Origin of the sequence: Acinetobacter variabilis (genome assembly GCF_000369625.1) — a bacterium.
GTDB classification, from domain to species: Bacteria; Pseudomonadota; Gammaproteobacteria; order Pseudomonadales; family Moraxellaceae; genus Acinetobacter; species Acinetobacter variabilis.
This window is the reverse complement of record NZ_KB850112.1, coordinates 162,323-186,762: the sequence shown is the minus strand read 5'-3', so window position 1 is coordinate 186,762 and position 24,440 is coordinate 162,323. Positions and strand designations below refer to the sequence as shown.

At 39.8% G+C, this 24,440-nt stretch carries 18 protein-coding genes and 5 pseudogenes; 16 read left to right on the top strand and 7 right to left on the bottom strand.

The features are described 5' to 3' along the window. Positions 1-216 precede the first annotated feature (216 nt). The 3 genes and pseudogenes from F897_RS03420 to F897_RS18180 form a co-directional block, all read left to right on the top strand. Complete coding sequence (locus tag F897_RS03420; protein ID WP_034580556.1) at positions 217-720, top strand: LexA family protein; 504 nt, start codon at positions 217-219, stop codon at positions 718-720. Between the two features lie 23 nt (positions 721-743). Further along, the gene (locus tag F897_RS03415) at positions 744-2,042 is read left to right on the top strand and encodes a Y-family DNA polymerase (RefSeq protein WP_005108359.1); all 1,299 of its coding nucleotides are present in this window, start codon (positions 744-746) and stop codon (positions 2,040-2,042) included. A 10-nt stretch (positions 2,043-2,052) separates the two neighbouring features. Continuing rightward, positions 2,053-2,351 (top strand): annotated as a pseudogene (locus F897_RS18180) (hypothetical protein); the annotation flags it as partial. 149 nt (positions 2,352-2,500) lie between these two features. Here F897_RS18180 and F897_RS16925 read toward each other — a convergent pair. From F897_RS16925 to F897_RS03395, 3 genes are all read right to left on the bottom strand, one after another. Beyond that, positions 2,501-3,645, bottom strand: a protein-coding gene (locus tag F897_RS16925) for an IS3 family transposase (protein ID WP_122959111.1) whose coding sequence is annotated in 2 segments (ribosomal slippage) — positions 2,501-3,381 and positions 3,381-3,645 — 1,146 coding nt in all. Because the reading frame shifts where the segments join, the coding sequence is not laid out codon by codon here. 708 nt (positions 3,646-4,353) lie between these two features. After that, entirely contained in the window at positions 4,354-6,264 is a 1,911-nt protein-coding gene (locus F897_RS03400; protein WP_005105082.1) for a bifunctional metallophosphatase/5'-nucleotidase, read from the bottom strand. A gap of 292 nt (positions 6,265-6,556) precedes the next feature. Beyond that, positions 6,557-9,019 carry an ExeM/NucH family extracellular endonuclease gene (locus tag F897_RS03395; protein WP_200004097.1) on the bottom strand — a complete coding sequence of 821 codons (2,463 nt, stop codon included), beginning with the start codon at positions 9,017-9,019 and terminating at the stop codon, positions 6,557-6,559. Positions 9,020-9,412: 393 nt separating this feature from the next. Between F897_RS03395 and ppk1 the strand changes: the two genes are divergently transcribed. Beyond that, positions 9,413-11,491, top strand: coding sequence for a polyphosphate kinase 1 (gene ppk1, locus F897_RS03390; protein ID WP_005105077.1), 2,079 nt, complete (start codon positions 9,413-9,415; stop codon positions 11,489-11,491). A gap of 16 nt (positions 11,492-11,507) precedes the next feature. On the opposite strand, the pseudogene F897_RS18175 reads toward ppk1, so the two are convergent. Continuing rightward, positions 11,508-11,597, bottom strand: a pseudogene (locus tag F897_RS18175) (IS982 family transposase); the annotation flags it as partial. Positions 11,598-11,667: 70 nt separating this feature from the next. Between F897_RS18175 and F897_RS18110 the strand changes: the two are divergent. After that, positions 11,668-11,880: pseudogene (locus tag F897_RS18110) on the top strand (hypothetical protein); the annotation flags it as partial. Positions 11,881-11,924: 44 nt separating this feature from the next. Here F897_RS18110 and F897_RS03385 read toward each other — a convergent pair. Together F897_RS03385 and F897_RS16915 are read right to left on the bottom strand one after the other, a co-directional pair. Continuing rightward, positions 11,925-13,697, bottom strand: coding sequence for an alkaline phosphatase D family protein (locus F897_RS03385; protein WP_005233285.1), 1,773 nt, complete (start codon positions 13,695-13,697; stop codon positions 11,925-11,927). A gap of 108 nt (positions 13,698-13,805) precedes the next feature. Continuing rightward, positions 13,806-13,961: pseudogene (locus tag F897_RS16915) on the bottom strand (IS982 family transposase); the annotation flags it as partial. 206 nt (positions 13,962-14,167) lie between these two features. Between F897_RS16915 and F897_RS03380 the strand changes: the two are divergent. From F897_RS03380 to F897_RS03375, 3 genes and pseudogenes are all read left to right on the top strand, one after another. Then, the gene (locus F897_RS03380) at positions 14,168-14,359 is read left to right on the top strand and encodes a hypothetical protein (protein WP_005233279.1); all 192 of its coding nucleotides are present in this window, start codon (positions 14,168-14,170) and stop codon (positions 14,357-14,359) included. 84 nt (positions 14,360-14,443) lie between these two features. Beyond that, a pseudogene (locus F897_RS17430) lies at positions 14,444-14,569 on the top strand (IS4 family transposase); the annotation flags it as partial. 153 nt (positions 14,570-14,722) lie between these two features. Further along, positions 14,723-14,959 carry a VF530 family protein gene (locus F897_RS03375; RefSeq protein ID WP_004280931.1) on the top strand — a complete coding sequence of 79 codons (237 nt, stop codon included), beginning with the start codon at positions 14,723-14,725 and terminating at the stop codon, positions 14,957-14,959. Positions 14,960-15,217: 258 nt separating this feature from the next. On the opposite strand, the gene F897_RS03370 is transcribed toward F897_RS03375, so the two are convergent. Then, positions 15,218-15,808 carry an LOG family protein gene (locus F897_RS03370; RefSeq protein WP_005233278.1) on the bottom strand — a complete coding sequence of 197 codons (591 nt, stop codon included), beginning with the start codon at positions 15,806-15,808 and terminating at the stop codon, positions 15,218-15,220. A gap of 519 nt (positions 15,809-16,327) precedes the next feature. Between F897_RS03370 and F897_RS03365 the strand changes: the two genes are divergently transcribed. The 8 genes from F897_RS03365 (at position 16,328) to glmU (ending at position 24,436) form a co-directional block, all read left to right on the top strand. Beyond that, positions 16,328-17,296 (top strand): alpha/beta hydrolase, encoded by a 969-nt coding sequence (locus tag F897_RS03365; RefSeq protein WP_005233277.1) that lies wholly within the window; start codon positions 16,328-16,330, stop codon positions 17,294-17,296. Positions 17,297-17,632: 336 nt separating this feature from the next. Beyond that, positions 17,633-19,144 carry an acetaldehyde dehydrogenase ExaC gene (gene exaC, locus F897_RS03360; RefSeq protein WP_005233276.1) on the top strand — a complete coding sequence of 504 codons (1,512 nt, stop codon included), beginning with the start codon at positions 17,633-17,635 and terminating at the stop codon, positions 19,142-19,144. Positions 19,145-19,559: 415 nt separating this feature from the next. After that, the gene (gene ribBA, locus F897_RS03355) at positions 19,560-20,681 is read left to right on the top strand and encodes a bifunctional 3,4-dihydroxy-2-butanone-4-phosphate synthase/GTP cyclohydrolase II (RefSeq protein ID WP_005233275.1); all 1,122 of its coding nucleotides are present in this window, start codon (positions 19,560-19,562) and stop codon (positions 20,679-20,681) included. Positions 20,682-20,692: 11 nt separating this feature from the next. Then, entirely contained in the window at positions 20,693-21,163 is a 471-nt protein-coding gene (gene ribH, locus F897_RS03350; protein ID WP_004280926.1) for a 6,7-dimethyl-8-ribityllumazine synthase, read from the top strand. 4 nt (positions 21,164-21,167) lie between these two features. Beyond that, a complete protein-coding gene (gene nusB / locus F897_RS03345) occupies positions 21,168-21,617 on the top strand; it encodes a transcription antitermination factor NusB (RefSeq protein WP_005233270.1) in 450 nt (149 codons plus the stop codon). Between the two features lie 17 nt (positions 21,618-21,634). Next, positions 21,635-22,552, top strand: coding sequence for a thiamine-phosphate kinase (gene thiL, locus F897_RS03340; protein ID WP_005233269.1), 918 nt, complete (start codon positions 21,635-21,637; stop codon positions 22,550-22,552). 22 nt (positions 22,553-22,574) lie between these two features. After that, positions 22,575-23,051: a phosphatidylglycerophosphatase A family protein gene (locus F897_RS03335; RefSeq protein ID WP_051069698.1), complete on the top strand. Its 477-nt coding sequence runs from the start codon at positions 22,575-22,577 to the stop codon at positions 23,049-23,051. A 20-nt stretch (positions 23,052-23,071) separates the two neighbouring features. Continuing rightward, positions 23,072-24,436 (top strand): bifunctional UDP-N-acetylglucosamine diphosphorylase/glucosamine-1-phosphate N-acetyltransferase GlmU, encoded by a 1,365-nt coding sequence (gene glmU / locus F897_RS03330; RefSeq protein ID WP_005233267.1) that lies wholly within the window; start codon positions 23,072-23,074, stop codon positions 24,434-24,436. The last annotated feature ends 4 nt before the right edge of the window (positions 24,437-24,440 follow it).

Here is a 24,440-nt window from a genome sequence, read left to right as displayed (position 1 = left end):
CAGAAAAAATAAGTCGAATTCTACTCAGGATTTACACAAAAATCTGTATTTTTTGATTTTATCTTCATGATCATCATTACGACGCAATTAAGAAACGACGAGATTCTCCAGAGCTCAGTGTTGCGATAGTTGGGTTTAGTTCTAATTGAACCGCTCTATCTGATTTCAGGGGGTATATTTTACTTTTTTCATCGGATCACTACGCTTCGCTACGTCTTGAGAAGCAATGCGTCTCATCTCAGAAAGTTTGGTCTCCGACAAACCCGGTACGGTTCACCGTGCTTTAATGATATTGCTTCAATCTCTGTTGTAGAGTCATCCACCTACATGAAAATTCCTTTAGCCGCTGAGAAAATCGCTGCTGGCTTTCCATCCCCTGCCCAAGACTATGTAGATAAAACTCTAGACATGAATGAACACTTGATTAGAAATGAAGCAGCAACCTTTGTGGTGAAAGTCGCTTCACTTTCTATGCGAGATGCAGGTATTGAGATTGATGATGAACTGATTGTAGACCGAAGTATTGACGCCAAACATGAAGACATCGTGATTGCACTGATCGACAATGATTTCACTGTAAAACGCTTAATGATCGAAAATAATTATCGTTGGCTTAAAGCTGAAAATCCAGATTGCTCAGACATTCATCTGCAAGATGGCCAGGAAATGGTGATTTGGGGTGTGGTTACTTTTGTCATTAAGTCATTTAGAAATCGTTAATTTCTTTATTGGTTTCCTGCCCAATGACCATATATTCTCAGAAAATCTACGCTTTAGTAGACATTAATAATTGCTATGTGAGTTGTGAGCGCATCTTTAACCCTGGTCTAAAAGATAAACCAGTAATTGTCCTGTCTAATAATGATGGCTGCGCTGTAGCCCGCTCTCAAGAGGCCAAGGACCTAGGCATTAAGATGGGTGTTCCTCTATTTCAGATCAAGGACATCGTTGAACAGCATCAGGTCCAAGTGCTTTCTAGCAATTATGCCCTGTATGCAGAGATGTCACGCAGATTCATGAAAGTCCTGTCCGACTTTGTTTCTCCTAAAGAACAGGAGATTTACTCTATTGATGAATGTTTTCTCGATCTGACAGCCCATGCGGGAAATTACGACTTAACTGACTATACCCAGCACATTCGTCAGCGTATTTTTTCTTGGCTTGGTTTACCAGTATGTATTGGCATTGGCAGATCTAAGACAGAAGCAAAACTAGCAAACCACATTGCGAAAAAGAATGTTTATCTGAACGGTGTATGCAACCTAGTTTCAATGGATCCTTGCTCTGCTGAAGATCTGTACCAAGCTATAGAAGTGAGTGAAATCTGGGGAGTTGGCAGGAAGCACAGCCAAAAGCTCAACAGCATGGGGATACACTCAGTCATGGATTTCATTATGGCTTCGCCTCTGATGATCAGAGATCAGTTTTCTATCGTCATGCATAGGACATTACTGGAATTGCAGGGTGTTTCATGTATAGAGCTAGAGCATACGCGGGCACCAAAAAAGCAGATTGTTGCAAGCCGTTCTTTTGGACAAAGGATTTACCATATTGACGACTTAAAAGAAGCTATGAGCCTCTATGTGCAAGATGCAGTTACTCGTTTAAGAGGTGAAAATTTATTGTGTGGTTATATAATTGGCTTCGTACAATCTAACCCGTTTGACACGTATAGACCTTATTACAGCAAGTCAGCTGCAGTGACTTTACAAGAACCTACTGACAACCTGTTAGTGTTCTCTAAAATTGCTACCACGATGATTGATGACTTGTATACCAAAGATATTGCCTTTAAGAAATGTGGCGTGATCTTGACGTGCCTGGAGCCTAAAGCTTCCCATATTTATGACCTGTTCACTGACATGAAGCAAATAAGCTTAGACAATAACCTGATGGATTCACTTGAGGAAATCCATCATAAGTTTGGCAAAACCAAGCTGGCTTTAGGAGCAAGTACGTTACCGAATAGAACCTGGAACATGTCAAGAGATCGGCTAACTCAAAACTACTTCAAGTGGGATCAATTATTGAATGTGAAATAATTTGAATGATTTATTTCCTGCCAAATTTTGGCACTTACTTGGACAAGATTTGCAAAAAAGTTAGATGTTAAACAACAGCCTCAACTTTTCAAATTAGTAAAATCATCAATAGATAAATATCCATCGACTCTAGAGGATTTTCCTCGTCTGCAGCTCTATTCAGTAAAAGATGGTCATGCTCTGCAATTTTAGTTTTGCTTAGCGTGTATTGGCCGCCCACGATCTGTTCAGCTTAATGAGTTAGATGACATATCACCTGCTACCCTACATAAGCCTATGACTGTATTACACCAAGAGCGACTTTTTTAAAAAATTAACCCACTGTTCTATTTGTATTTAAATAGATATTCCTGGTTAATATTGGATTAAATATTCTTCATAGGCATGTAAATACTAGAGAGGTGGTCCCACTTGTTTGAACAACTAAAAGCGTATTTATAAGTGATATTCCGCTCTAGTTAAGCCACCTTGTTTTGTTGGGGTAGCTGATCATAGTAAAACTCATTTGGTGTCATTTTGTCTAGACTCGAATGAGGTCGTTTCAAATTATAAAACTCAAAATATGCACTTAATTGCTTTTTCGCATCTGTGACACTGCTATAAGCTTTGAGATACACCTCTTCATATTTAACGCTCCGCCATAATCGTTCAACCATCACATTATCTACCCATCGACCTTTACCATCCATACTGATTTGAATGCCATTTGATTTCAATACATCAATAAATGCATCACTGGTGAACTGACTGCCTTGGTCTGTATTCAATATTTCAGGTGATCCATATTTTTCAATCGCTTCATTTAAAACCGAAATACAAAAATCCACATCCATACTAATCGATACCCTATGCGCAAGTACCTTGCGGCTATGCCAATCAATCACAGCACATAAATAAACAAAGCCTTTTGCCATAGGAATATACGTTATATCCGTAGACCACACTTGATTACTGCGCAGAATAGCCAACCCTTTGAGCAGATATGGATATTTACGGTGAGCTTGATTAGCCTGGCTTAAATTTGGTTTGCAATATAACGCCTGAATACCCATTTTCTTCATTAAAGTACGTGTATGACGTCGTCCTATATGATGCCCTTGACGATTCAACAAATCACGCATCATACGACTGCCTGCAAAAGGATATTGCATATGTAATTCATCAATACATCGCATCAGCTTCAGATCTGATGAGCTAACAGGTTTTGGGCGATAATAATAACAACCACGGGAGACTTTCAGTAACTTAGCTTGTTTAGATACTGAAATCTGAAGTGAGTGATCGATTAACTTTTGTGGTTGAAGCGGCCCAGTTTCTTCAACACACCTTCTAAAAAATCAATTTCTAATGCCTGCTCACCGATTTTTGCATGTAACTTTTTAAGATCAATGGGGGGTTCTGATGGAGCTTTTGATTGATCGAAAGCTTGCGAGGAAGCTGAGATCAATTGATTTTTCCAGTCAATAATTTGGTTTTGATGAACATCAAATTCAGCACTCAATTCAGCAAGTGTTTTTTCTGCTTTAATCGCAGCAAGTGCTACCTTAGCTTTAAAATCATTTGAATGATTTCTTCTTGGTCTACGTGCCATAAAATACTCCATATATTGATGTTTATAACATCATTTGAGGAGCAGAATATCACTTATAGGAGTTGTTCAAATTTACGGATCCATCTCTCTAGGCATCATTATCATCAATAGTGATCACCTGTTAGCTGTTTATAAATGTCGGTTCAAAGTTTTCATATCTCTTTCACTCATTGTGTAATTTATTTAAGGTTCTCTTTGCATTGACTGCATCCATGTGTACCACCAATAAGAAAAGAAAAACCCCGCTCAATAACTTGACGGGGCTGTTAGTGCCGTAACAATTTCGGCTAGGGATTAGATATTTTTTTCAAGAAAAAAATCTGTTTAACTCTCCCAAATTAAACAGATCAATTTGCGCTGTATCACTAATTATTCAGTATTATTTATTTGCACTAAATATAAAATCAAATTATTTCACTATGATGAAAATAGTTTATTTGATTCTTAAATATCACTTAACGTCTTTCAAAAAATTACGACAAACCTTAGATTTTCCAGCAAAAACTATGTAATCAACTTCCATTGTACTATATAGACCAAATATACGCTTTACGAATCGGAATAGTTATTTCCCCTTTTAAATTAATTTGAATGAAAATTTAAAAAGTAATATTTCTCTAATCCATAGTTTTAAAAAAAAGAAGCTCAATGGAGCTTCTTTTTTTTAAAACTATGGATCGGTCTGAGCCAAAATTTTTATCTTTTATCAATAAATCCTTTTTATTCTTTATAATTTTGCGTGCTGTATTGCTCAACTGGCAATCGGGACAAGGCCTTTTGCCCTTTTTCACCAGGTAACCCTTCTACATACTGCAAAAATGCTTCTGCATAATCTAATCCCACATCTATACGACGCTCACCAGTAATGTCTTTAAAGCTTGTGTAAAAGTCCTGACCATCAGCCAGAAAGTTGATGGTAATTACTTGATAGGTCTGATTCATATTTAATGGCTGATATTGACCTTGTGCATTTCGAACCTTTAAATTGGATAAACGCTGACCCTTTGCCTTAGTTAAATCTACATCCCATTGTAGTCCACCCGCATATGGATAACTGCCTGTGTTATTACTCGTAACAGCATCCATGGCATCTTCCAGCACTGCTTTAATTTCTTGGCCAGTTGCATTTAATTGTACTAAGGTATTTTTGAATGGCAGCACTGTATAAATTTTCTCTACCGTAATATCACCTTGAGGCAGATCTACCCTTACCCCTCCTCCGTTTTGGATTGAAATATCTGCATTAAAATATTTTTTACCTTGCTGTAGAAATGCTTCGGCAACCAGCTGCTGTACATCACCCCCATGCTGATTAATAAAATCTGCTTTATTGCAGACATCACCTAAACTAGAACGTGATGTATCTTTGGTCATTCCTGGAACACGACGTAAGCATAAATTATCATTAGCAATGGCAACTTTTTCTTTGCCTAATAAGTTTTTAGCGACTTTATACGGTTCTAAAATACTTAAAGCTATAGCATCAGGCTGTACAATACGTAAGGAGTTACTATTTTCAATATCTCGCTTAATAGAATCTAGTTCCGTACTCATCAATGCTGGAGCATCTTTAGCTGTACGTTTAAAATCATCGCCAATCAATACATTGGCTTTTCCTGCACATGCTTCAATTTTACCATCGGCATCAAAGTTGACTTTGAGTTGTCCGACGACATAACTATATTGCCATGCCTGTACAACACAGACCTGATCACCATCTTTATTTTTTAATACAGTGGGATAGTCACCCTCTGGGCTTATACCGTAACTTTTAAGTTTCGCATCTGCCAGCAAGGTATGAGAATCTCCGCCAACAATGACATCAACGCCTGACAATTTAGTGGCTAAATCTTTTTCTAACCCGTACCCTAAATGAGATTGAACAATAATTTTATTGATGCCTTGCTGTTTTAGCTCATCAATATATTTTTGTGCAGTAACTACTTCATCATTAAATACAGTATCTTGATTTGGTCGAGAAGCATTTTTAGTTTTATTGGCAATCGTTAAACCAATTAAAGCAATTTTCTGCCCTTCTTTTTCCATAACTGTATAAGGTTTAACAAGGTTAGTTTGGTATAGTGCTGAAGTTTTTCCAAACTCGACATTTGCACTCAAGACTTGGGTTTTATTTTCACAATTACCTTTATCATTTAAGAATCCAATAAATTTTTTTAAGCCATCATCCGTATTATCGAATTCATGATTACCTAGCGTTAACGTATCGAAACAAACACTATTCATGAGATCTGCCTCTGCTTCACCTTCTTTCAAAGTAAAATAGAGGTCCCCAGTAATGGCATCACCTGAATGAATTTTTATTGGATTCTTCTCAGTGCTTGCCAAAGTATTCATCAACGCAGCAACGCGTGCAAAACCACCATTAGAGACTTGTATTTCTTCACGTTTACCCATCGAAGTTTCAAGCATTAATATAGTACTTTCCTCATCCAAATGTGAATGACTGTCATTAATATGTACTAAATTGACTTCCAGCGGTTTAGGAGGAATAACAGGCGTTATATTCGTATTTTCTTTACTATCATTATTACACCCAGTTAAAAACATACTAGAAACTAATAAACTGCATGTAAAACCCGAATACCTAGTTAGTTTATTATTAAAAGACATGACCACCCCACCTGATTATAATTTAAACAAACATCATGTAGGTCTGCTGTTTAAAATTCATGACATTCACTATTTTTTCTAATTGTTTTTTAACAAATGGTTAAGTTATCCCATTAGGGAACTTTTCATTTCATGCCCCAAGCTTAAATTATAAATTTTGAATAAGCATATGTTTGATTATTGCTTGGCTAATTTTTTAAGCACTCAATAAAATAAGGAGAAATATGAAATTTCCCCTTATAGATTAAATTTATTTCGTCAGTTTTCTTAATTTACAGTCGATGAACTCATATCAAAATTTACGTCTGCGTATCATGGAAACTAAAACGAGGCCCGTTAAGGTTAACATTGACCAGATCCCCATGCTGCCACCGCTTATTTTTCCTGTATCAGGATTACTCGATATATTTTCGTTTAAATCCATATCAACAATTACAGGATCATGATCGGAAGAACGGAATGCATCATCGCTATAGAATGCTGCAATTTGCTCATCTGTTTTATATTCTTCGTTATAGTCTAAGGCCGTCGGCTCATCAGCATTGATGTGCCAAGCAAAAGCGCGTTTCACCATTGGATATAAGTCTGCATCAGCAATTGCATGGTCTAGGTTTCCTGCGCCCCCATTGCCATTGGCATCACTTGCAACACCAAATACATAACTATAGGCTGTTTTACCTTGTCCAATTTTTTCGTCATTGAGCAAGACTTTATAATTGGCTTTTTCTAATGCTAAAATCGGATCTTCTTTAGCATAACTATTCATATCACCGACCAGCAAATAATTTGGTTTAGCCACTTGTGTTGGATTTTTTGCAATCCACTGCATAAGTTCTTGTACTGCAGTTAAACGTGTTGCATTCCAGCAACCTTGACCATCACCCTGATCAGCATCGGCCAGAGTTTTATCGGTAGGACAACTGCCTTTCGACTTTAAGTGATTGGGTACTATCGTAAATATTTTTCCACCATTTACAGATTGGAAACTTTGCGCCATGGTGACACGGTTCTTTTCAGTCTGATCATCATAAACTGCAGGCTCACCTACAGGTTTTACGCGCTTACTGTTATAGATAATCGCAACTGCAATTGCATCTGTACCTAATTTTGTCATTTGGGTTGGAATGACATATTTCCAGTCTGCACCTAAGGCTTGCGATAAGTATGCCACTGCACTTTTATCATCAAAACCATTATTTGCGATTTCCATTAACCCATACACATCGGCATCAATTGTTTTTAAAGCACTGACAATTTTTTGATGTTGCTTCTTAAACTCAGTTTCTGAGCTTGCACCACGTTCTGTTGGGAAACCTTTTTCTGAACCATTATCATAATTTAAGACATTAAAAGCCGCAGCGCGAATTTGTTTAACATCTTTTGGAATCACCGTTGAAGGACGTAAATTAGTATCCTTGATAATTTCAGGTTGTACCTTCCCCTGTATCGGTTGAATTCGCCATGCATTAAAACGATATTCTAAAATCCCCTCAACATTTTTCAGTTCAGAACCTGTTCTTAATGTATTTATGGCATTGAAGTTTTGCGGAAGTAATGGTGTTCTATTTTGATTATTATAGCCATCATCCAAGATAATTTTAGAAAGCAGATTTTGCTGGGCTAATGCAACTGCTTCAGCAGATTTTGCAGGATATAGATTAGTTGGAATATACAAGCGACCTAAACTTAAAGATAGCTCACCATAACGACCGTAATTGTAATTTTCACTTATCGTTAAAGTTTGTGGGATTTTAACCAGCATCCCTTGATAGCGTTTAGGTACATTTCCTGCTATCTCCGTCAAACTGGTAAACGGTAAATTAAGTGCCTGTGCCGTGACTGTATTGGATGCTTGTGTATGACAGGTTTGAATATTTTGATCAAGTTGATCTATTTGGAGTTGGTTTTGATATGAGGTTAAACGACCTTTTAAAATAACCTCTTCACCTACTTTTCCTCCAGTGATTTTACTACTTGCAGGAAGATAGACAAAAATAGCATTACTTAAATTGGATTTGGCTTTACTATCGGGCGTTTGTATATAAAAACCAGAAAAACCATTGTCATAACGGTAGTCTGCGGTAATAACACCACGAACAACATATGGTTGATTTTCTGCGGCAGATTGTAGGTCCGCAATCGCCGTATCTGCTGTATTACAACTGATAGGAGTAACGGGGGAGGTTATAGGCGCGCTTGTATCTAAATACTGGGAAAACTCATTTCGATCAGACCATTTAGACCATTCGCTTTCTAACTCAAATGCTGTTGCAGGATCAATTGAAGTTACATTATTTGAAGTTTTAGTACGTGACAAACTATTTTGATAACTACTAAAACCCACTCCCCAACCAGTACCTGGATCCTCTCCCACACGACCAAAACGGTCTATTGGAGTACCTTTATAAAACAGGACCAAGGTATCATCTCCATTAAATGCAAGTCCTGCCACTTGATTGACTTTATTACCAATTACTGCCTGCAACTCTGTTCGACCAATAATGTATTTTGCTTTACTTGCCAATGAACCTTCTAATTGAAAAGTCGCAGATTTCGTGGTTGAACCATTAGTAAATTGTTGAATCTCATAATCAGCTAAGTTCACTGTTAAACTGTCAGGGTTATAGATTTCCAAACCCTTTTTATTAGATGTACCATCTATATACTGACTAAACATTAATTGTGCATGTGCAGAAAACGAGCACCCCATAAGTATTAAACTTAAACTCAATATTTTTGGTTTTATATTCATAATGATTTTGAACAGTTGTTAAAATTCAAAATAGCTTAGTTTTTATACATGACATCACTATGAATAACTGATGACAGTTTTAGTGAAATCGCTTTTCTAGAATTTTTCTCATTAAGCCCCCAAGTTGTCCCGGTTTAAATCAACGTTGCCCCTTTTCTTCTAAATTCAGATAAAAGTCTGAATATTACCCAGATGAAATAACAATACAGTACGATGTCATAAATATGTCATGAAACAGTCACAGAATGCTTAGTTGAATAAAGTTTAATTCTTAGCCTTTCTACAGAATTAGTCATTTTTTTATTTACAAAGAGTCAATTAACCTCTTTCAAAGGCTTTAAAGAATTTTCTATTAGCTTCCTTCAGCGCTGCAATCTGACTTTATAAGAGCCATAAATGACTACCTTAAATGTGTCTTCAAACTCTTCATCACATCCGTTAAAAAAGTATATAAATAGAGAGCTCTCACTATTTGAGTTTCATAAGCGGGTGTTGGCACAGGCGAAAGATACTGAATACCCTTTACTTGAACGATTAAATTTTTTAATTATTTTTTCAAGTAATCTGGATGAGTTTTTTGAAATACGAGTTGCCAGTTTAATGCAACAAATTGAACTTTCAGATCATGCTAGAGCTCGTCCAGATAACTCACTCCTCTCAGATATAGTCACCACCATTTCCAAACTTGCACACGAAGCTGTCGAAGAACAGTATAAAATACTTAATTATAATCTCTTACCACAACTGCAAGGACATGGTGTTCATTTCATTCAGTATGGTGACATCCTCGAAAAACATAAAGAATGGATTAAGGACTATTTCCATAATGAAGTTCGACCTGTGGTCACACCTATCAGTTTAGATCCAGCCCACCCCTTTCCTCGGCTAGTGAATAAAAGTCTAAATTTCATTGTAACCCTAGAAGGTAAAGATGCATTTGGACGAAAAATTGATTTGGCGATTGTTCCCGCACCACGATCATTACCTAGATTAGTAAAGTTACCTAATAGTATTTCTGGCGAGGATGAACACTACATTCTACTTTCAGCCATTATTCAGCAACATCTTCATGAGTTATTTCCAGGGGTAACCACCACTGGATGTTATCAATTTCGGGTCACACGTAATGCAGATTTAACTATCTCAGAAGATGTTGAAGACTTAGCAATTGCCTTAAAAGATGAACTATCCTCACGGCGCTTTGGTCGGGCTGTAAGACTTGAGGTGACTAAAAATTGCCCTGAAAATATTATTGATTATTTACTTGGACAATTTGATCTTAAGCAAGAGCAACTCTATCGTATTGACGGCCCGCTTAATCTGGCGCGCTTTATATCGAACTTCAATTTGCCAGAGTTACGTTTTCCTCCCCATGTACAAAAATTACCGAAAGTGTTGTATGGGAAAAAATCCATATTTGAGGTATTAAAAACCGGAGATGTTTTATTACATCACCCTTTTCACTCTTTCGCTCCGGTCATTAAGCTACTGAAAGAGGCAGCCCATGATCCACATGTGTTAGCCATAAAACAAACCCTTTATCGGAGTGGTGTACATTCTGAAATTGTGCAAGTCCTTGCTGAAGCGGCACGAAATGGTAAGGAAGTCACAGCAGTGATTGAATTACGTGCTCGCTTTGATGAAGAGTCAAATATCGAAGTTGCCAATCTATTACAAGAAGCTGGGGCGGTTGTTGTATATGGGATCGTTGGCTATAAAACCCACGCCAAAATGATTCTGATCGTGCGTCGTGAAATAGACAAAATTAAACGTTATGTTCATTTAGGCACAGGTAACTATCATGCAATGAATGCCAAAATCTATACTGATTATGGACTACTGACCAGTGATGCTGATATTTGTGAAGATGTCCATAAAGTCTTTCAGGAGCTCACAGGCATGGGGAAAATGGTCAAATTGAAAAAACTTTTTCATGCACCATTTACTCTGCATTCTCAATTGATTGAACTCATCGAAACTGAAACTGAAAATAGCAAAGCAGGCAAAAAAGCGCAGATTATTATTAAAGTAAATGCCTTAACTGAACCTCAACTAATTGATGCCCTATATAGGGCATCTAAAGCGGGCGTTCAAATCGATTTGATTGTCCGTTCAATTTGCTGCTTACGCCCACAGGTGAAAGGGCTTTCTGAAAATATTCGAGTCCGCTCAATTGTGGGACGTTTTTTAGAACATACCCGGGTTTATTATTTTTACCATCAGGGCGAAAACAAGCTTTATTGCGCCAGTGCAGATTGGATGGGGCGTAATTTATTCTCTCGCATCGAGACCTGTTTCCCAATCGAAGATAAAAAACTTCGTAAACAAATTCTGCAAGATGGCTTAATGAATTATCTTCAAGATAACCGCCGTGCATGGGAGCTTCAAGCAGATGGAACATGGATTCAATGTACACCAAGTTTGGATAAGCCCATGTATATCGCACAACAGCACTTATTAAACCATACATCTTAATTAACCCGAATCCTGTTTAAGCCACTGATTCTATAATTAGAATTTTTGGCTTATTTTGATGGGTGAGTTGATATGCACATAACAATGCGTAAATCCCCAAATTAAAATCCGCGGAATCAGGGACAAAGCCAAGCTCTTAATTCCTTGGGCCTTGGCTGCCATGATTTTTGTTCCCATTACATAAAATCTGTTTTTGGGCTTATAAAAAACCTGCCTGCTACGACTAAAATTACGTTTTTATTCAAGCCATGATCCTCGGTATGCCGAACTAAAACAGCAATTAATTCACTTTGCCGGATTATATACGCGGCTACTAAAATATGAGCATCAGTATTGCAAATACGATCAAACATCTGGATATTGATAGCTATAGGGATGAAATGTTATAAAAAAATATCCGGGCATTGGCCCGGATATTTAAACTCTAAGCAGCTTAGGCAGTTTGCTTTAACGGTTTGATTTCATTTAATTCATGATCTAATTGAAGCTGATACGCACGGCTTTGATCAACCTGATAACTACGATTCTGGATGCTATCGATAAAAATCCAGTTCGCCTGTACCTGATCCGGGGTAAATGCAACACTCAAGTATCCGCGTTGATTCAAATTACAATAATTCAGCTCATCAATTAGCGTAGTAAATGCCATTTCAAATTCCTGTAACTGGGCTAAGGGAATCTGCAAATACTTCTCCATACCCGGTGATGAAACTGAACTGGTCGCTAGTTCTACCCCGACTGTACTGCCGGCTTGATCTCTCAAAGTGGAGTTCCAGGCATTATGGGTATCTCCTGCAAGTACAATCAGTTTTTTATTCAGCTGTTTACAAGCCGTATAAATCACCTCACGCTCCACGACGTACCCATCCCAGGCATCAAGATTATAAGGCACAACAGTCAGTATTCTGGCTAATTCTGCCTTTGTCAAAGTTGGATCATTTTGCAGATAGCGTATTTTTAGGCCTACCAGTTCTGTCAGCATCTGACGCACTTGTAGCAACACATCTGCAGTGGCCTGACCACTGGTGATCTGCCCCAAAACAGCCAGAATTTCGGCCGGAATTAGCATCTTGCTCATCAGCACCTGCTGACCCAGCACATTCCAGACGGCATTCGATTGGCTGAGTTGTTTCAGTATCCATTCACGTTGTGTATGTCCTAACAAGGTACGCGTCGGATTGAGCAAATCTGTCTGAAATTTATTGACATCTAGTCCTGTCGCGGTAAGATAGTCAGCATATTGCAATTGCTTGTTACGCGCCAAAATACGAGTATCCAGCATATTCAGCTGAACCAGATCACCAAAATTAAACTGGCGATAAATATTCAAATGATCTTTTTCAGACACTGGACGAATCGGCATCCATTCAAAATAGGCCTGCAAAGCAGCCAGCTTACGTGCAAAAAAATCACCTTCTGAAACATCATGATTTTCCGCACCCTGCTCCCAGGTATCATTGGTCAGCTCATGATCATCCCAGACCACAATAAATGGATGACGCTGATGTGCTGCTTGTAAGTCCGCATCAGTTCGATACAAGGCATAACGCTTGCGGTAGTCTTCCAGTTTAATGATTTCCTCAGCATTATCTGCAGCCAGACTTCGGCCTAATGCTGCAGCCTGTTCAGTCGCATAACCACCCATCCCGTACTCATAAATGTAATCCCCTAAATGAATCACCACATCTAGGTCTTGCTGGGCAATTTCCTGATAGATATGAAAATATCCGGCTGGATAATTGGAACATGAACAAACGGCAAATTGCACCAGCTTGCTTTGCGTGGCTAAAGTTTTGGTTTGACCGACAGATGAATATACCGATGCACACTTAAAACGGTAAAAATAAGTTTGCCCTGCCGATAGACGATCCGCATCGACTTTAACCGTGAAATCTTGCGACCGACTGGTTTCAACTTGTCCTGTATTGATTATCTGGCGAAAATCCTGATCGGCAGCAATTTCCCACTGCACCTGATAACGCAGGTTTTCATCTTCCGGACTTAAGCGTGTCCATAGAATTATCCGATCCTGTAAGGGATCACCACTGGCCACCCCATGTTTAAAAGCGACTTTAGGATGTGCCTGAGCTTGATCTGAAGCATCCTCATCACTGCCACAAGCGGTCAAAGATATGGGTAAAGACAAAGCACCGAAGCCTGCAATGGAGGTCTTAAGCAGTTCACGTCTGGATATTTTTTTAGTCATAACAGCTTGCTATTGTGGGTTTTTTGTTCTTTTTTAATCCAGTTCGATGACATTAATATCTCTAAATTATGACATTTCTATGAAGCCTAATTTTTCCAAGTCCTAAATATACCAAATGACGATAAAACTAATTTCTGAGAGGCTGAGTTGGGCTATTCGAATTCTTATAGACTGATGACTTTATTTAGAAAATTTCCAATAAGTTGCTTCAAATTTCAGAAAGAAATCATCAATTACGCAGAATAATTCGTTACTATTGAACATCGGGGCTAAAGCTTTAGGTTTGGTAACTCAACTGATGGCTCTAGTCCTCTTATTTTTCAAGTTTATTTCTTATCCGCGATTCGGGTTAATTAACCTGGGGTGATTACTCCATAAGCTATTAGCCCTTAAATGCGCTTTGTACTTTAATCTAATCTCAATAATTAAAGATTAGATTAAAAGAACCCCAAATTAAATGGTTGAAAGATATGAGTGATATCAGCGTAAAAAAAGTCAATAAATTAATTGAAGAGTTTGAACAAGAAGGAAATAAGGTAGACCGATTGGAGATAGGTTCCAAAACATATGCAGCCTTGATGTTAGATAAGAAATTTGCTGATAAAGTCACAAAATCAAATGAAGACCCTAAAGAGCGTCTTTATAAACAAATAAAAATTTAGCTGGTTACTGAAAAACATTATTTTAAGGTTAGGTGAAATAATTTTCTTTCCTAAGATAAAAAATCAGATTAACTCTGAACTAATACAGTTCAGCGCTTACTCAGAATAATTCCAGTAAATTTATTTGAAATAAAAACCTTAAAAGCGTTATTTTCACTCGATAAAGCCTCCATCAATCAAGAGGAAGCTCGCGTAAGCTTCCTCTTGTAAAAATTGTGGGACAGCAGTGGCAGTCCAAAATATGGTTATGTGTGTCTAGAATTTTAGTGGCTATTCAGTCCATCATTACCTACATTCCAACTCTCTAGTTTTCCAACTAGCCCAGGTTATAATAATGGCCACCCAAAATACGATTGATCTATTATGAACACCACCAATGATCCTTTACACGGTAAAAAACTTGCTGACATTTTGGATGAATTATTGGATTACTACGGTGGCTTTGAAGGTTTAAGTCGTAAAATTGAGATTAGATGTTTTTGCATAGACCCAAGTGTTAAATCATCATTGCGATTCTTGCGTACCACCCCATGGGCACGTGAAAAAGTAGAAAACTTATATTTGTATGTCTTACGCCAAAAGGCCAAACAGAAATCGTAGCAGTCAAAGCCCTAACCTCATCATAATATTATACCAAATAGTAAACTACTCTTAGAAAGAGAATATATATGTCGGTAATTATTGTTGATTTACATATTAAAATTAGTGACCAAAACTTAAAGCACCCTACTCTACCTTAAATTACACCACACAAAATAAAAACCCTATATAACTGTTATATATAGGGTTTATTGAAATACCAATTATGTTATTTAGTGTATTTTATGTCGGTGACTATTGCCAAGGTTGGGGTATTACTCATACCGATTCTACTGCCTTTACGCTTTTATTCCATTTCGGTTCAGGCGCATGATAATGCTCCACAGCATCCAATACTTCCTCAATTGAACTTGAGAAGATCAAGGCATCGGTAAAACGTGACTGGGTAAATCCAGCCTCAGTCGTTTTCATCAGGAAATTTAGTAATTCATCATAAAATCCGTGGATATTTAAAAATGCACAAGGTTTCTGATGAAGGCCCAACTGCCCCCAAGTCAACTGCTCAAAAATTTCTTCTAAAGTCCCCACCCCGCCCGGCAAGGCAATAAACGCATCTGCCAGATCAGACATTTTTGTTTTACGTTCATGCATATTTTTCACTACATGCAGCTCTGTTAACAGCGGATGAGCCAATTCTGCATCGACCAAATTTTGTGGAATCACTCCAATGACTGTTCCACCGGCATTTAAGGCACTATCAGCCACAACACCCATCAGACCAGCTCGGCCACCCCCATAAACCAGTGTGATTCCACGATTCGCAATAGACTCACCCAAAGCTTGGGCCTGCTCTTTAAAATTTTTGCTATTCCCCATAGCTGAACCACAAAAGACTGCAATAGATTTCATTTTTTATCCCCTCATCAATCAACATATTCTAACTGCATTAAAATAAAAAAATTGTCTTAAAAACAGGCAAAATAGCCATAAGCGGCTAGTTTATCGAAGCTCATGATTCAGAATAAATCCTCACTTCTACAGAAAATATGGATAATTTTTAGTCAGACATGTACGCATTGACTTACATCGATTCTGGTTCTTTGCGGCTATCCCGGATAGTGGAATTTTCCTATGATACTTACATCAGGAACAGGAAGTTCCATATAACAATCACAATAGATAAGCACAAGGATTGTAAGGTACGACAGGAGTTATACCGAGCTAACCAATACGAAAAACCCCGGCAGGATGCCGGGGTTTTTTATTAATCTTTATATTAGTCAATCAGGTTACTAATGACCTGAGATTTTATATTTGGCTATTCTCTGAATGGTACTACTGATCTCGAATGGGTTAGACAGCAGGATTTGACAAATGCAAGCCAATCCATAAGGATAAGTGAATAAAAATAATCATGAGTAGAACAATATGTCCCATCCGCTTTCCAGCCTTGAATATCAACCTGATATTCTGGGTGAAGGTTATGAACAGGCCACTTTAGAATTTCCGCCAGATACTGAAGGTACAGTAGTTGCCACACTGATCCGCAAAAAGACAGACCAGCCCACCTCTAAAGCTGTCCTCTATATTCACGGCTTTATTGATTATTTTTTCCAGACTGAAATGGCAGAGCATTTTAATCAGCAAGGTTTTGATTTTTATGCATTGGATTTACGTAAATATGGCCGATCCTATATGTCCCATCAGAAACTTTATAATGTCTATCATCTATCAGAATACGATGCAGAAATCAGTCAGGCTCTCGAAATTATTGGACAGGAAGGCCATGATACGGTTTTACTCAGTGGCCATTCTACCGGCGGACTAATTACTACCCTGTATGCAGCACATCATCCAGATCATCCCTTAATTAAAGGCTTATGGCTCAATAGTCCTTTTTATGACTTTAATATGACACCTTTTGAGAAAAAGTTTCTGGTGCCTAAATTGAGCCGTCTGGGAAAACGTTTTCCGGAAATGCTATTTCCTAGCCGCTTAAACCGTCATTATGTGCCCAGCCTGCATATTAGCTATCAGGGGGAATGGCATTTTGATCTGGAATGGAAAAAACCCAGCTATCACTGGGTGCGTCTGAGTTTTGTACATGCCATTCACGAAGCACAAAAAGAAATTCATCAAGGTGTACGTTTAAATATTCCGACTTTGCTGATGCATGCCCATAAAACCACTTATCCCCTACGTTTTAACCGTAATTCCCAAACCAGTGATGTGATTCTTCAGGTACACGACATGATTGAACATGCACAGAAAATCCAGGGCGATGTGCAACTCTGTTCTATTCAAAATGGGGTACATGATCTGGTTCTTTCAGAAAAACCGGTTCGTGAGCAGGTCTATCAGCAGCTATTTCAATGGCTGGAGAATAAGGCCCTATAAGCCAGATGAATAAGATAGGTAGAAAGCTCTGCCTGTCTTATTTTCCAATAATTTTATTTACCTATTTTTCCTGAATATAAAATAAAAATATCAAGCTGATCAGTAATGCTTTTTACATATTAAAATCATCTCATTACAACAATAAGATATTGAAATTTATAAAAATAATAAATTCTATTTTTATTCAAATGTTGCCTTTTGTAGCAAGCTTGTAAGTATTTATCCTGCGATTTTTTTCCCTCTCTATAGTAGAGCTGAGATGTTGAATCTGAGGACTTTTGCAGAGTAGAAGTGGTTCGGCATTCATCAATAATAATCATATCAAGGAATAGAATTATGCGTTATGCAGATCCCAATACTGACGGTTCAAAAGTGCAATTTAAATCCCAATACGAAAACTTCATTGGCGGAAAATGGGTCCCACCCATCAAAGGTGAATATTTTGATAATGTCTCTCCCGTAGATGGTAAAGCCTTTACCAAAGTTCCGCGCTCATCAGTGGAAGATATTGAATTGGCCTTGGATGCAGCGCACAAAGCCAAAGAACAATGGAACAGAACATCGCCGACCACCCGCTCCAATATTCTGTTGAAAATTGCCGACCGTCTGGAACAAAATCTGGAAATGTTGGCTGTAGCAGAAACCTGGGACAATGGAAAACCGATCCGAGAAACCCTGGCAGCAGATATTCCTCTCGCGATTGACCATTTCCGTTATTTTGCCGGCTGTATTCGCGCCCAAGAAGGTGGCATTTCCGAAATTGATGAAGATACCATTGCCTACCATTTTCATGAACCTTTAGGTGTGGTTGGGCAGATTATCCCGTGGAACTTCCCGATTCTAATGGCTGCCTGGAAACTGGCCCCTGCTCTCGCAGCCGGAAACTGTATTGTGTTGAAACCCGCTGAACAGACGCCGGTGAGTATTTTGGTACTGGTTGAGCTGATTCAGGATCTGTTGCCTGAAGGTGTGTTAAACATCGTGAATGGCTACGGCGTTGAAGTCGGCCGTCCACTGGCGACTAATCCACGCATTGCCAAGATTGCCTTTACCGGTTCTACCGCTGTGGGTCAGCTGATCATGCAATATGCGACTGAAAATATTATTCCAGTGACTCTGGAACTTGGGGGTAAATCTCCAAACCTGTTCTTTGCTGACATCATGGACCAAGAAGACGATTATCTGGAAAAAGCTCTGGAAGGCTTTGCCATGTTTGCCCTGAATCAGGGTGAAATTTGTACCTGTCCTTCACGTGCGCTGGTTCAGGAAAGTATTGCCGACCAGTTCCTGGAACTCGCAGTAGAGCGAGTGAAAAAGATCAAGACTGGTCATCCATTGGATACTGAGACCATGATCGGTGCTCAGGCTTCTCAGGAGCAGCAGGACAAAATTCTAGGCTGTATTGCAACGGGCCGTGAAGAAGGTGCTGAAATCTTGTTAGGCGGCAATGAACGTCAGGAAGTGAGACAAGGCTTTTATATCGAGCCAACGATTTTTAAAGGTTCCAATGACATGCGCACCTTCCAGGAAGAAATTTTTGGACCGGTATTGGCAGTGACGACTTTTAAAGACTTCGATGAAGCCATCAAGATTGCCAATGATACGATTTATGGACTCGGTGCCGGTGTCTGGTCACGTTCAGCACATATCTCTTACCGCGCTGGTCGTGCGATTCAGGCTGGTCGGGTCTGGACCAACTGCTACCACATCTACCCGGCTCATGCAGCCTTTGGTGGCTATAAAAAATCCGGGATTGGTCGTGAAAACCATCGCATGATGCTGGACCATTATCAGCAAACCAAAAATCTGTTAGTGAGTTATTCAACCAAACCAGCAGGCTTCTTCTAAACTGATCTAAATTCGGGTGGACTTCGGTCCGCCTGATTGATTCATTCATTATTTCAAACAGAATTTTAAACTGATTGGTAAAAAATTTATAAAGGAAAGAATGAGGAGGTATACGTATTTTTAGAGGCTGTATTAAACTAATAAATAAAACTGCATAAAAAATAAGAGATTATTTATAGTTATGTTGATTTTAAATAAGTTTGTCGTTTTTTATGCTTTCCGATCGTTTAAAAATCCAGCATAAAGCCTGTGCTTTCATTTAAAGTCGACTTTTCATGCTACGCAAGACTGTGTATAACAATGAACCCCTGAGGGAAAGCAATAAGCATAGGCAAAATTGCTTAAAAAGCGTTAGACTATGCAGTAATAATGTCATGATTCGGTCTGGTATAGATCAAAAAGAAGGTGAAGGTTGATGCCGCTCAATACAGTTGAAGAGCTTGTAGCAGATATCCGTGCAGGAAAAATGGTTATCCTGATGGATGACGAAGACCGTGAGAATGAAGGCGATCTGGTGATTGCTGCGACCCACGTGCGTCCTGAAGACATCAACTTTATGATCACCCATGCGCGTGGTCTGGTTTGCCTGACTTTAAGCAAAGAACGTTGCCAGCAGTTAAATCTACCCTTGATGGTGGATGCCAATGGCGCTCAGCACGGAACCAACTTCACCCTTTCAATTGAAGCAGCCAACGGCATTACTACCGGTATTTCTGCAGCTGAACGTGCGCACACCATTCAAACTGCGGTGGCTGCACATGCCAAACCAAGTGACATCGTACAGCCTGGTCATATCTTCCCATTGATGGCACAGCCAGGTGGCGTATTGCACCGTGCCGGTCATACTGAAGCCGGTTGTGACCTGTCTCGTCTTGCGGGTCTGGAACCTGCATCTGTGATCTGTGAAATCATCAAAGAAGACGGCACTATGGCGCGTCGTCCAGATCTTGAAATTTTCGCAGAAAAACATGGCCTGAAAATTGGCACTATTGCTGATCTGATTCATTACCGTATGACCAATGAGCAAACGGTTGAGCGTATTGATCAGCAAACTATAGATACTGAATACGGTGTGTTTGATCTCTATCGTTACCGTGAAATCGGTAACCCGGACATTCATTTAGCACTAGTGAAAGGTCAGCCTGAAGACGGCGTGACGACTGTACGTGTGCATGGCTTTAACCCAACCCGTGATTTATTAAAGCTGAACAAGCAAGATGGTGAACCGGCCTGGAATCTGGACCGTGCCTTAAAAGAAATTTCAAACAGTGATCGTGGTGTTCTGGTCTGGATTGGCCAGCGCCATTTACAGGACTTAGGCCCTGCCCTGGATACACTGACAGCACCAAAAAATGTAAAATCCAATGCTGCACTTTCCCAGCAGTATCAGACCATTGGTGTAGGCGCACAAATTTTACGTGACCTCGGCGTGGAAAAAATGAAGCTGCTCAGCTCTCCATTACGTTTCAATGCCCTGTCCGGCTTTAACTTAGAAGTGGTGGAATACATCACCGCACAACAAACATCAGAGAAATAATCGAGGTTCCTATGGCAGTTCGCCGTATTGAAGGTATGTTGCATCTCGCGAACGAAGACCGTTATGCGATTTTAGTTGGTCGTTTTAATAGCTTTGTTGTTGAACATCTGTTAGAAGGTGCCATTGATACATTGAAACGCCATGGCGTATCAGAGGATAATATCACTGTTGTTCATGCACCTGGTGCTTGGGAACTTCCTGTAGTTGCGAAAAAACTGGCAGCTTCAGATCGTTTCGATGCCATCATCGCGCTGGGCGCTGTGATTCGTGGCAGCACGCCTCACTTCGATTTTGTAGCTGGTGAATGTGCCAAAGGTCTGGGCGTAGTTGGCTTGGACACTGGCTTACCAGTGATTAATGGTGTATTGACTACGGATAGTATCGAACAGGCGATTGAACGCTCGGGTACAAAAGCAGGTAATAAAGGTAGTGAAGCTGCCTTAACTGCTATTGAAATGGTTAACTTGTTAAAGGCTATTTAACGCTATGTCGCAAACACTTCAAGCAACTTATGCAGCAAAACGTAAAGCACGTCGCTTTGCTGTACAAGGAATTTATGAATGGCAGATGAGCCACAATCCGGTGCATGAGATTGAAGCACGTACTCGTGTGGACAATGCCATGCACAAAGTGGATCTCAGCTATTATCATGAATTGTTGACTCAAGTGGTTGCCAATCATGAAGCATTGGATGCTTTGCTTATCCCTGTGTTGGATCGTGAACTTTCTGCACTTGATGGTGTAGAACTCGCTACACTTCGCCTAGGCGCCTATGAACTCAAAGAACATCTTGAGATTCCATACCGCGTGGTTCTGGATGAAGCAATTGAGTTAGCTAAACACTTTGGCGGTGCAGACAGCCATAAATACATCAATGGTGTATTGGACCGTTTAGCGACAACTTTACGTGCAGCAGAAAAACAGCAAGCCAACTAATCTAGTCGAATTGTTGTATGGCTGAGTTTTCGATTATCGATACCTATTTTAATCGTCAGAATAAAAATTCTGTCGATTTAGGCGTTGGCGATGACTCAGCCTTGCTCACCCCTCCTCTACAGCAACAAGTGGTCATCTGTGCCGACACCCTTGTTGCTGGACGTCATTTTCCTTTAGACACCGATCCTCATGCGATTGGCTGGAAATCTGTCGCTGTTAATCTTTCTGATATTGCAGCCATGGGCGCGACCCCGCATAGTATTTTACTCGCCTTGAGCCTACCCCAAATTGATCATGACTGGTTAAAAGCCTTTAGTCAGGGTCTCTATGATTGTTGCGATCAATTTGGTGTGAGCTTAATTGGTGGTGATACCACACAAAGTCCTCATTTGACCTTATCTGTGACTGCCCTGGGCTGGGTAGAGATTGGTAAAGCTGTACCCCGTTCAGGTGCCAAGCCTGGTGATCTGATTTGTGTATCCGGTACAGTGGGTGATGCTGCTTTTGCTTTAAATCATCTTGGTCATCCATTACAGAAACGTTTGGATTATCCAACCCCACGCTGTCAGTTGGGTACTGCCTTAAAAGGCCTAGCCAACAGTATGATTGATGTCTCGGATGGCCTCGCACAGGATCTGGGACATATTCTCAAAGCTTCTCAGGTAGGAGCGACTTTAGGACTTGAAAAGTTACCGATCAGTCCCGCCCTGCAGGCATTAAATGATGAACAGCGTTGGCAATACGCACTCGCGGGTGGTGATGACTACGAGTTATGCTTTACAATAAGCCCGCAAAATTATGAAAAATTATTGCAAAAACATCTGGATGTTTCGATTAGTATAATTGGCTCCATTCAGCAGCAACACGGTTTAACTTTTGAAAAAGATGGCGTAGATCATTCACTTCAATTTAACGGATATCAACATTTTGCATAAACTTGCGATCAATTTTAAAAGCATGTCATGGATCAACCGGCTCATTGTCTTTAGTGGGGTAGGATTTGGTTCTGGTCTGGCGCCTAAAGCGCCCGGAACTTTTGGTTCAGCTTTTGCACTTTTATTTGTACCCATCTGGCTCTACTTAGGTTTTGTAAATAGTCTTTTTGCCATTGTCATCATGTCCCTGGTTGGCATATATATCTGTGGCCAAACTGCCAAAGTCATGGGTGTGCATGATGATGGACGTATTGTCTGGGATGAGTTTGCAGGACAATCCATCACCTTTTTGCCACTGATCTATTTAGGTCAGATGAACTGGTTATGGCTACTCATTGGCTTTGCCCTGTTCCGATTATTTGATGTCTGGAAACCTTGGCCGATTCGAGTCATTGACCGTCAGGTTGGGGGTGGTTTTGGCATTATGCTGGATGACATTATCGCTGGCCTCTGGGCAGCACTTTGTATTTGGATTTATTTTTACTTCACGATGGCTTAAGCCATATCTAGGACTAGAACATGTCTACGACTGTGATTATTCTTGCTGCAGGTAAAGGAACCCGTATGCGTTCCAACTTACCGAAAGTATTACAACCGCTTGCAGGACGACCTTTACTCGGCCATGTGGTCGACACAACAAAAAAACTCAATGCAGACAATATTATTACCATTTATGGTCATGGCGGTGAGCAGGTTCAGTCCGCATTTGCAGACCAAGATATCCAGTGGGTAGAACAAGCTGAACAGTTTGGTACCGGTCATGCCGTACAAATGACACTACCTGTTTTGCCGAAAGATGGTATTTCACTAATCCTGTCTGGAGATGTCCCTTGTATTAGCCAGCAGACGCTTCAGAATCTGCTCGATGCTACTCAAGAGCAAGGTATTGGCCTAGTGACATTAACGCTTGCAGATGCCAGTGGTTATGGTCGTATTGTGCGTAAAGATGGTCAGATTCAAGCCATTGTTGAACATAAAGATGCTTCTGAAGAACAGCGTCAAATTAAAGAAATTAATACCGGTATTTATGCAGTCAGCAATGCCAAATTACATGAATGGCTACCACGTTTAAGCAATGACAATGCCCAAGGTGAATATTACCTGACGGATATCGTGGCAATGGCACTGGCAGATGGTATGAGTGTTGCATCTGTAGAACCTGAGCTGACTTTTGAGGTGGAAGGCGTCAATGACCGTGTGCAACTGGCTGCATTGGAGCGTCAGTTCCAGGCTTATCAAGCTAAACAGTTGATGCAGCAAGGTGTACATCTGATTGACCCAAGCCGTTTTGACTTACGAGGCCAACTCACTGTTGGTAAAGATGTGCGTATCGATATCAATGTCATTATCGAAGGTGATTGCGAACTCGGTGATAATGTTGAAATCGGTGCAGGCTGCGTGATTAAAAATACCAAGATTGCTGCGGGTACTAAAGTTCAGCCATATAGCGTGTTTGATAATGCTGTTATCGGTGAAGATGCACAGATTGGTCCATTTGCACGCTTGCGTCCAGGGGCAAAACTGGCAGCTGAAGTCCATATTGGCAACTTTGTTGAAGTCAAAAACTCAAGCATTGGTCTAGGTTCTAAGGCGAATCATTTCACTTACTTAGGTGATGCTGAAGTCGGTAGCGGTTCCAATATTGGTGCAGGGACGATTACTTGCAACTATGACGGTGCCAACAAATTTAAGACTATCATTGGGGATCATGCTTTTATTGGTTCTAACAGCTCTCTGGTTGCACCGGTCCAGATCGGTAATGGCGCGACAGTGGGAGCGGGTTCAACGATTACCCGTGATGTGGCAGAGAACAGTTTAGCGGTAGAACGTTCTAAGCAATTTGCCAAAGAAAACTATCAGCGTCCGCAAAAAATCAAGAAATAAGAGG

What these genes read in the sequence shown, in the direction of transcription:
- F897_RS03415 (WP_005108359.1), top strand. Translation starts at nt 744, where the DNA reads ATGACCATATATTCTCAGAAAATCTACGCTTTAGTAGACATTAATAAT.
- F897_RS03400 (WP_005105082.1), bottom strand. Translation starts at nt 6,264, where the DNA reads ATGTCTTTTAATAATAAACTAACTAGGTATTCGGGTTTTACATGCAGT.
- ppk1 (WP_005105077.1), top strand. Translation starts at nt 9,413, where the DNA reads ATGACTACCTTAAATGTGTCTTCAAACTCTTCATCACATCCGTTAAAA.
- F897_RS03385 (WP_005233285.1), bottom strand. Translation starts at nt 13,697, where the DNA reads ATGACTAAAAAAATATCCAGACGTGAACTGCTTAAGACCTCCATTGCA.
- F897_RS03380 (WP_005233279.1), top strand. Translation starts at nt 14,168, where the DNA reads ATGAGTGATATCAGCGTAAAAAAAGTCAATAAATTAATTGAAGAGTTT.
- F897_RS03375 (WP_004280931.1), top strand. Translation starts at nt 14,723, where the DNA reads ATGAACACCACCAATGATCCTTTACACGGTAAAAAACTTGCTGACATT.
- F897_RS03370 (WP_005233278.1), bottom strand. Translation starts at nt 15,808, where the DNA reads ATGAAATCTATTGCAGTCTTTTGTGGTTCAGCTATGGGGAATAGCAAA.
- F897_RS03365 (WP_005233277.1), top strand. Translation starts at nt 16,328, where the DNA reads ATGTCCCATCCGCTTTCCAGCCTTGAATATCAACCTGATATTCTGGGT.
- exaC (WP_005233276.1), top strand. Translation starts at nt 17,633, where the DNA reads ATGCGTTATGCAGATCCCAATACTGACGGTTCAAAAGTGCAATTTAAA.
- ribBA (WP_005233275.1), top strand. Translation starts at nt 19,560, where the DNA reads ATGCCGCTCAATACAGTTGAAGAGCTTGTAGCAGATATCCGTGCAGGA.
- ribH (WP_004280926.1), top strand. Translation starts at nt 20,693, where the DNA reads ATGGCAGTTCGCCGTATTGAAGGTATGTTGCATCTCGCGAACGAAGAC.
- nusB (WP_005233270.1), top strand. Translation starts at nt 21,168, where the DNA reads ATGTCGCAAACACTTCAAGCAACTTATGCAGCAAAACGTAAAGCACGT.
- thiL (WP_005233269.1), top strand. Translation starts at nt 21,635, where the DNA reads ATGGCTGAGTTTTCGATTATCGATACCTATTTTAATCGTCAGAATAAA.
- F897_RS03335 (WP_051069698.1), top strand. Translation starts at nt 22,575, where the DNA reads ATGTCATGGATCAACCGGCTCATTGTCTTTAGTGGGGTAGGATTTGGT.
- glmU (WP_005233267.1), top strand. Translation starts at nt 23,072, where the DNA reads ATGTCTACGACTGTGATTATTCTTGCTGCAGGTAAAGGAACCCGTATG.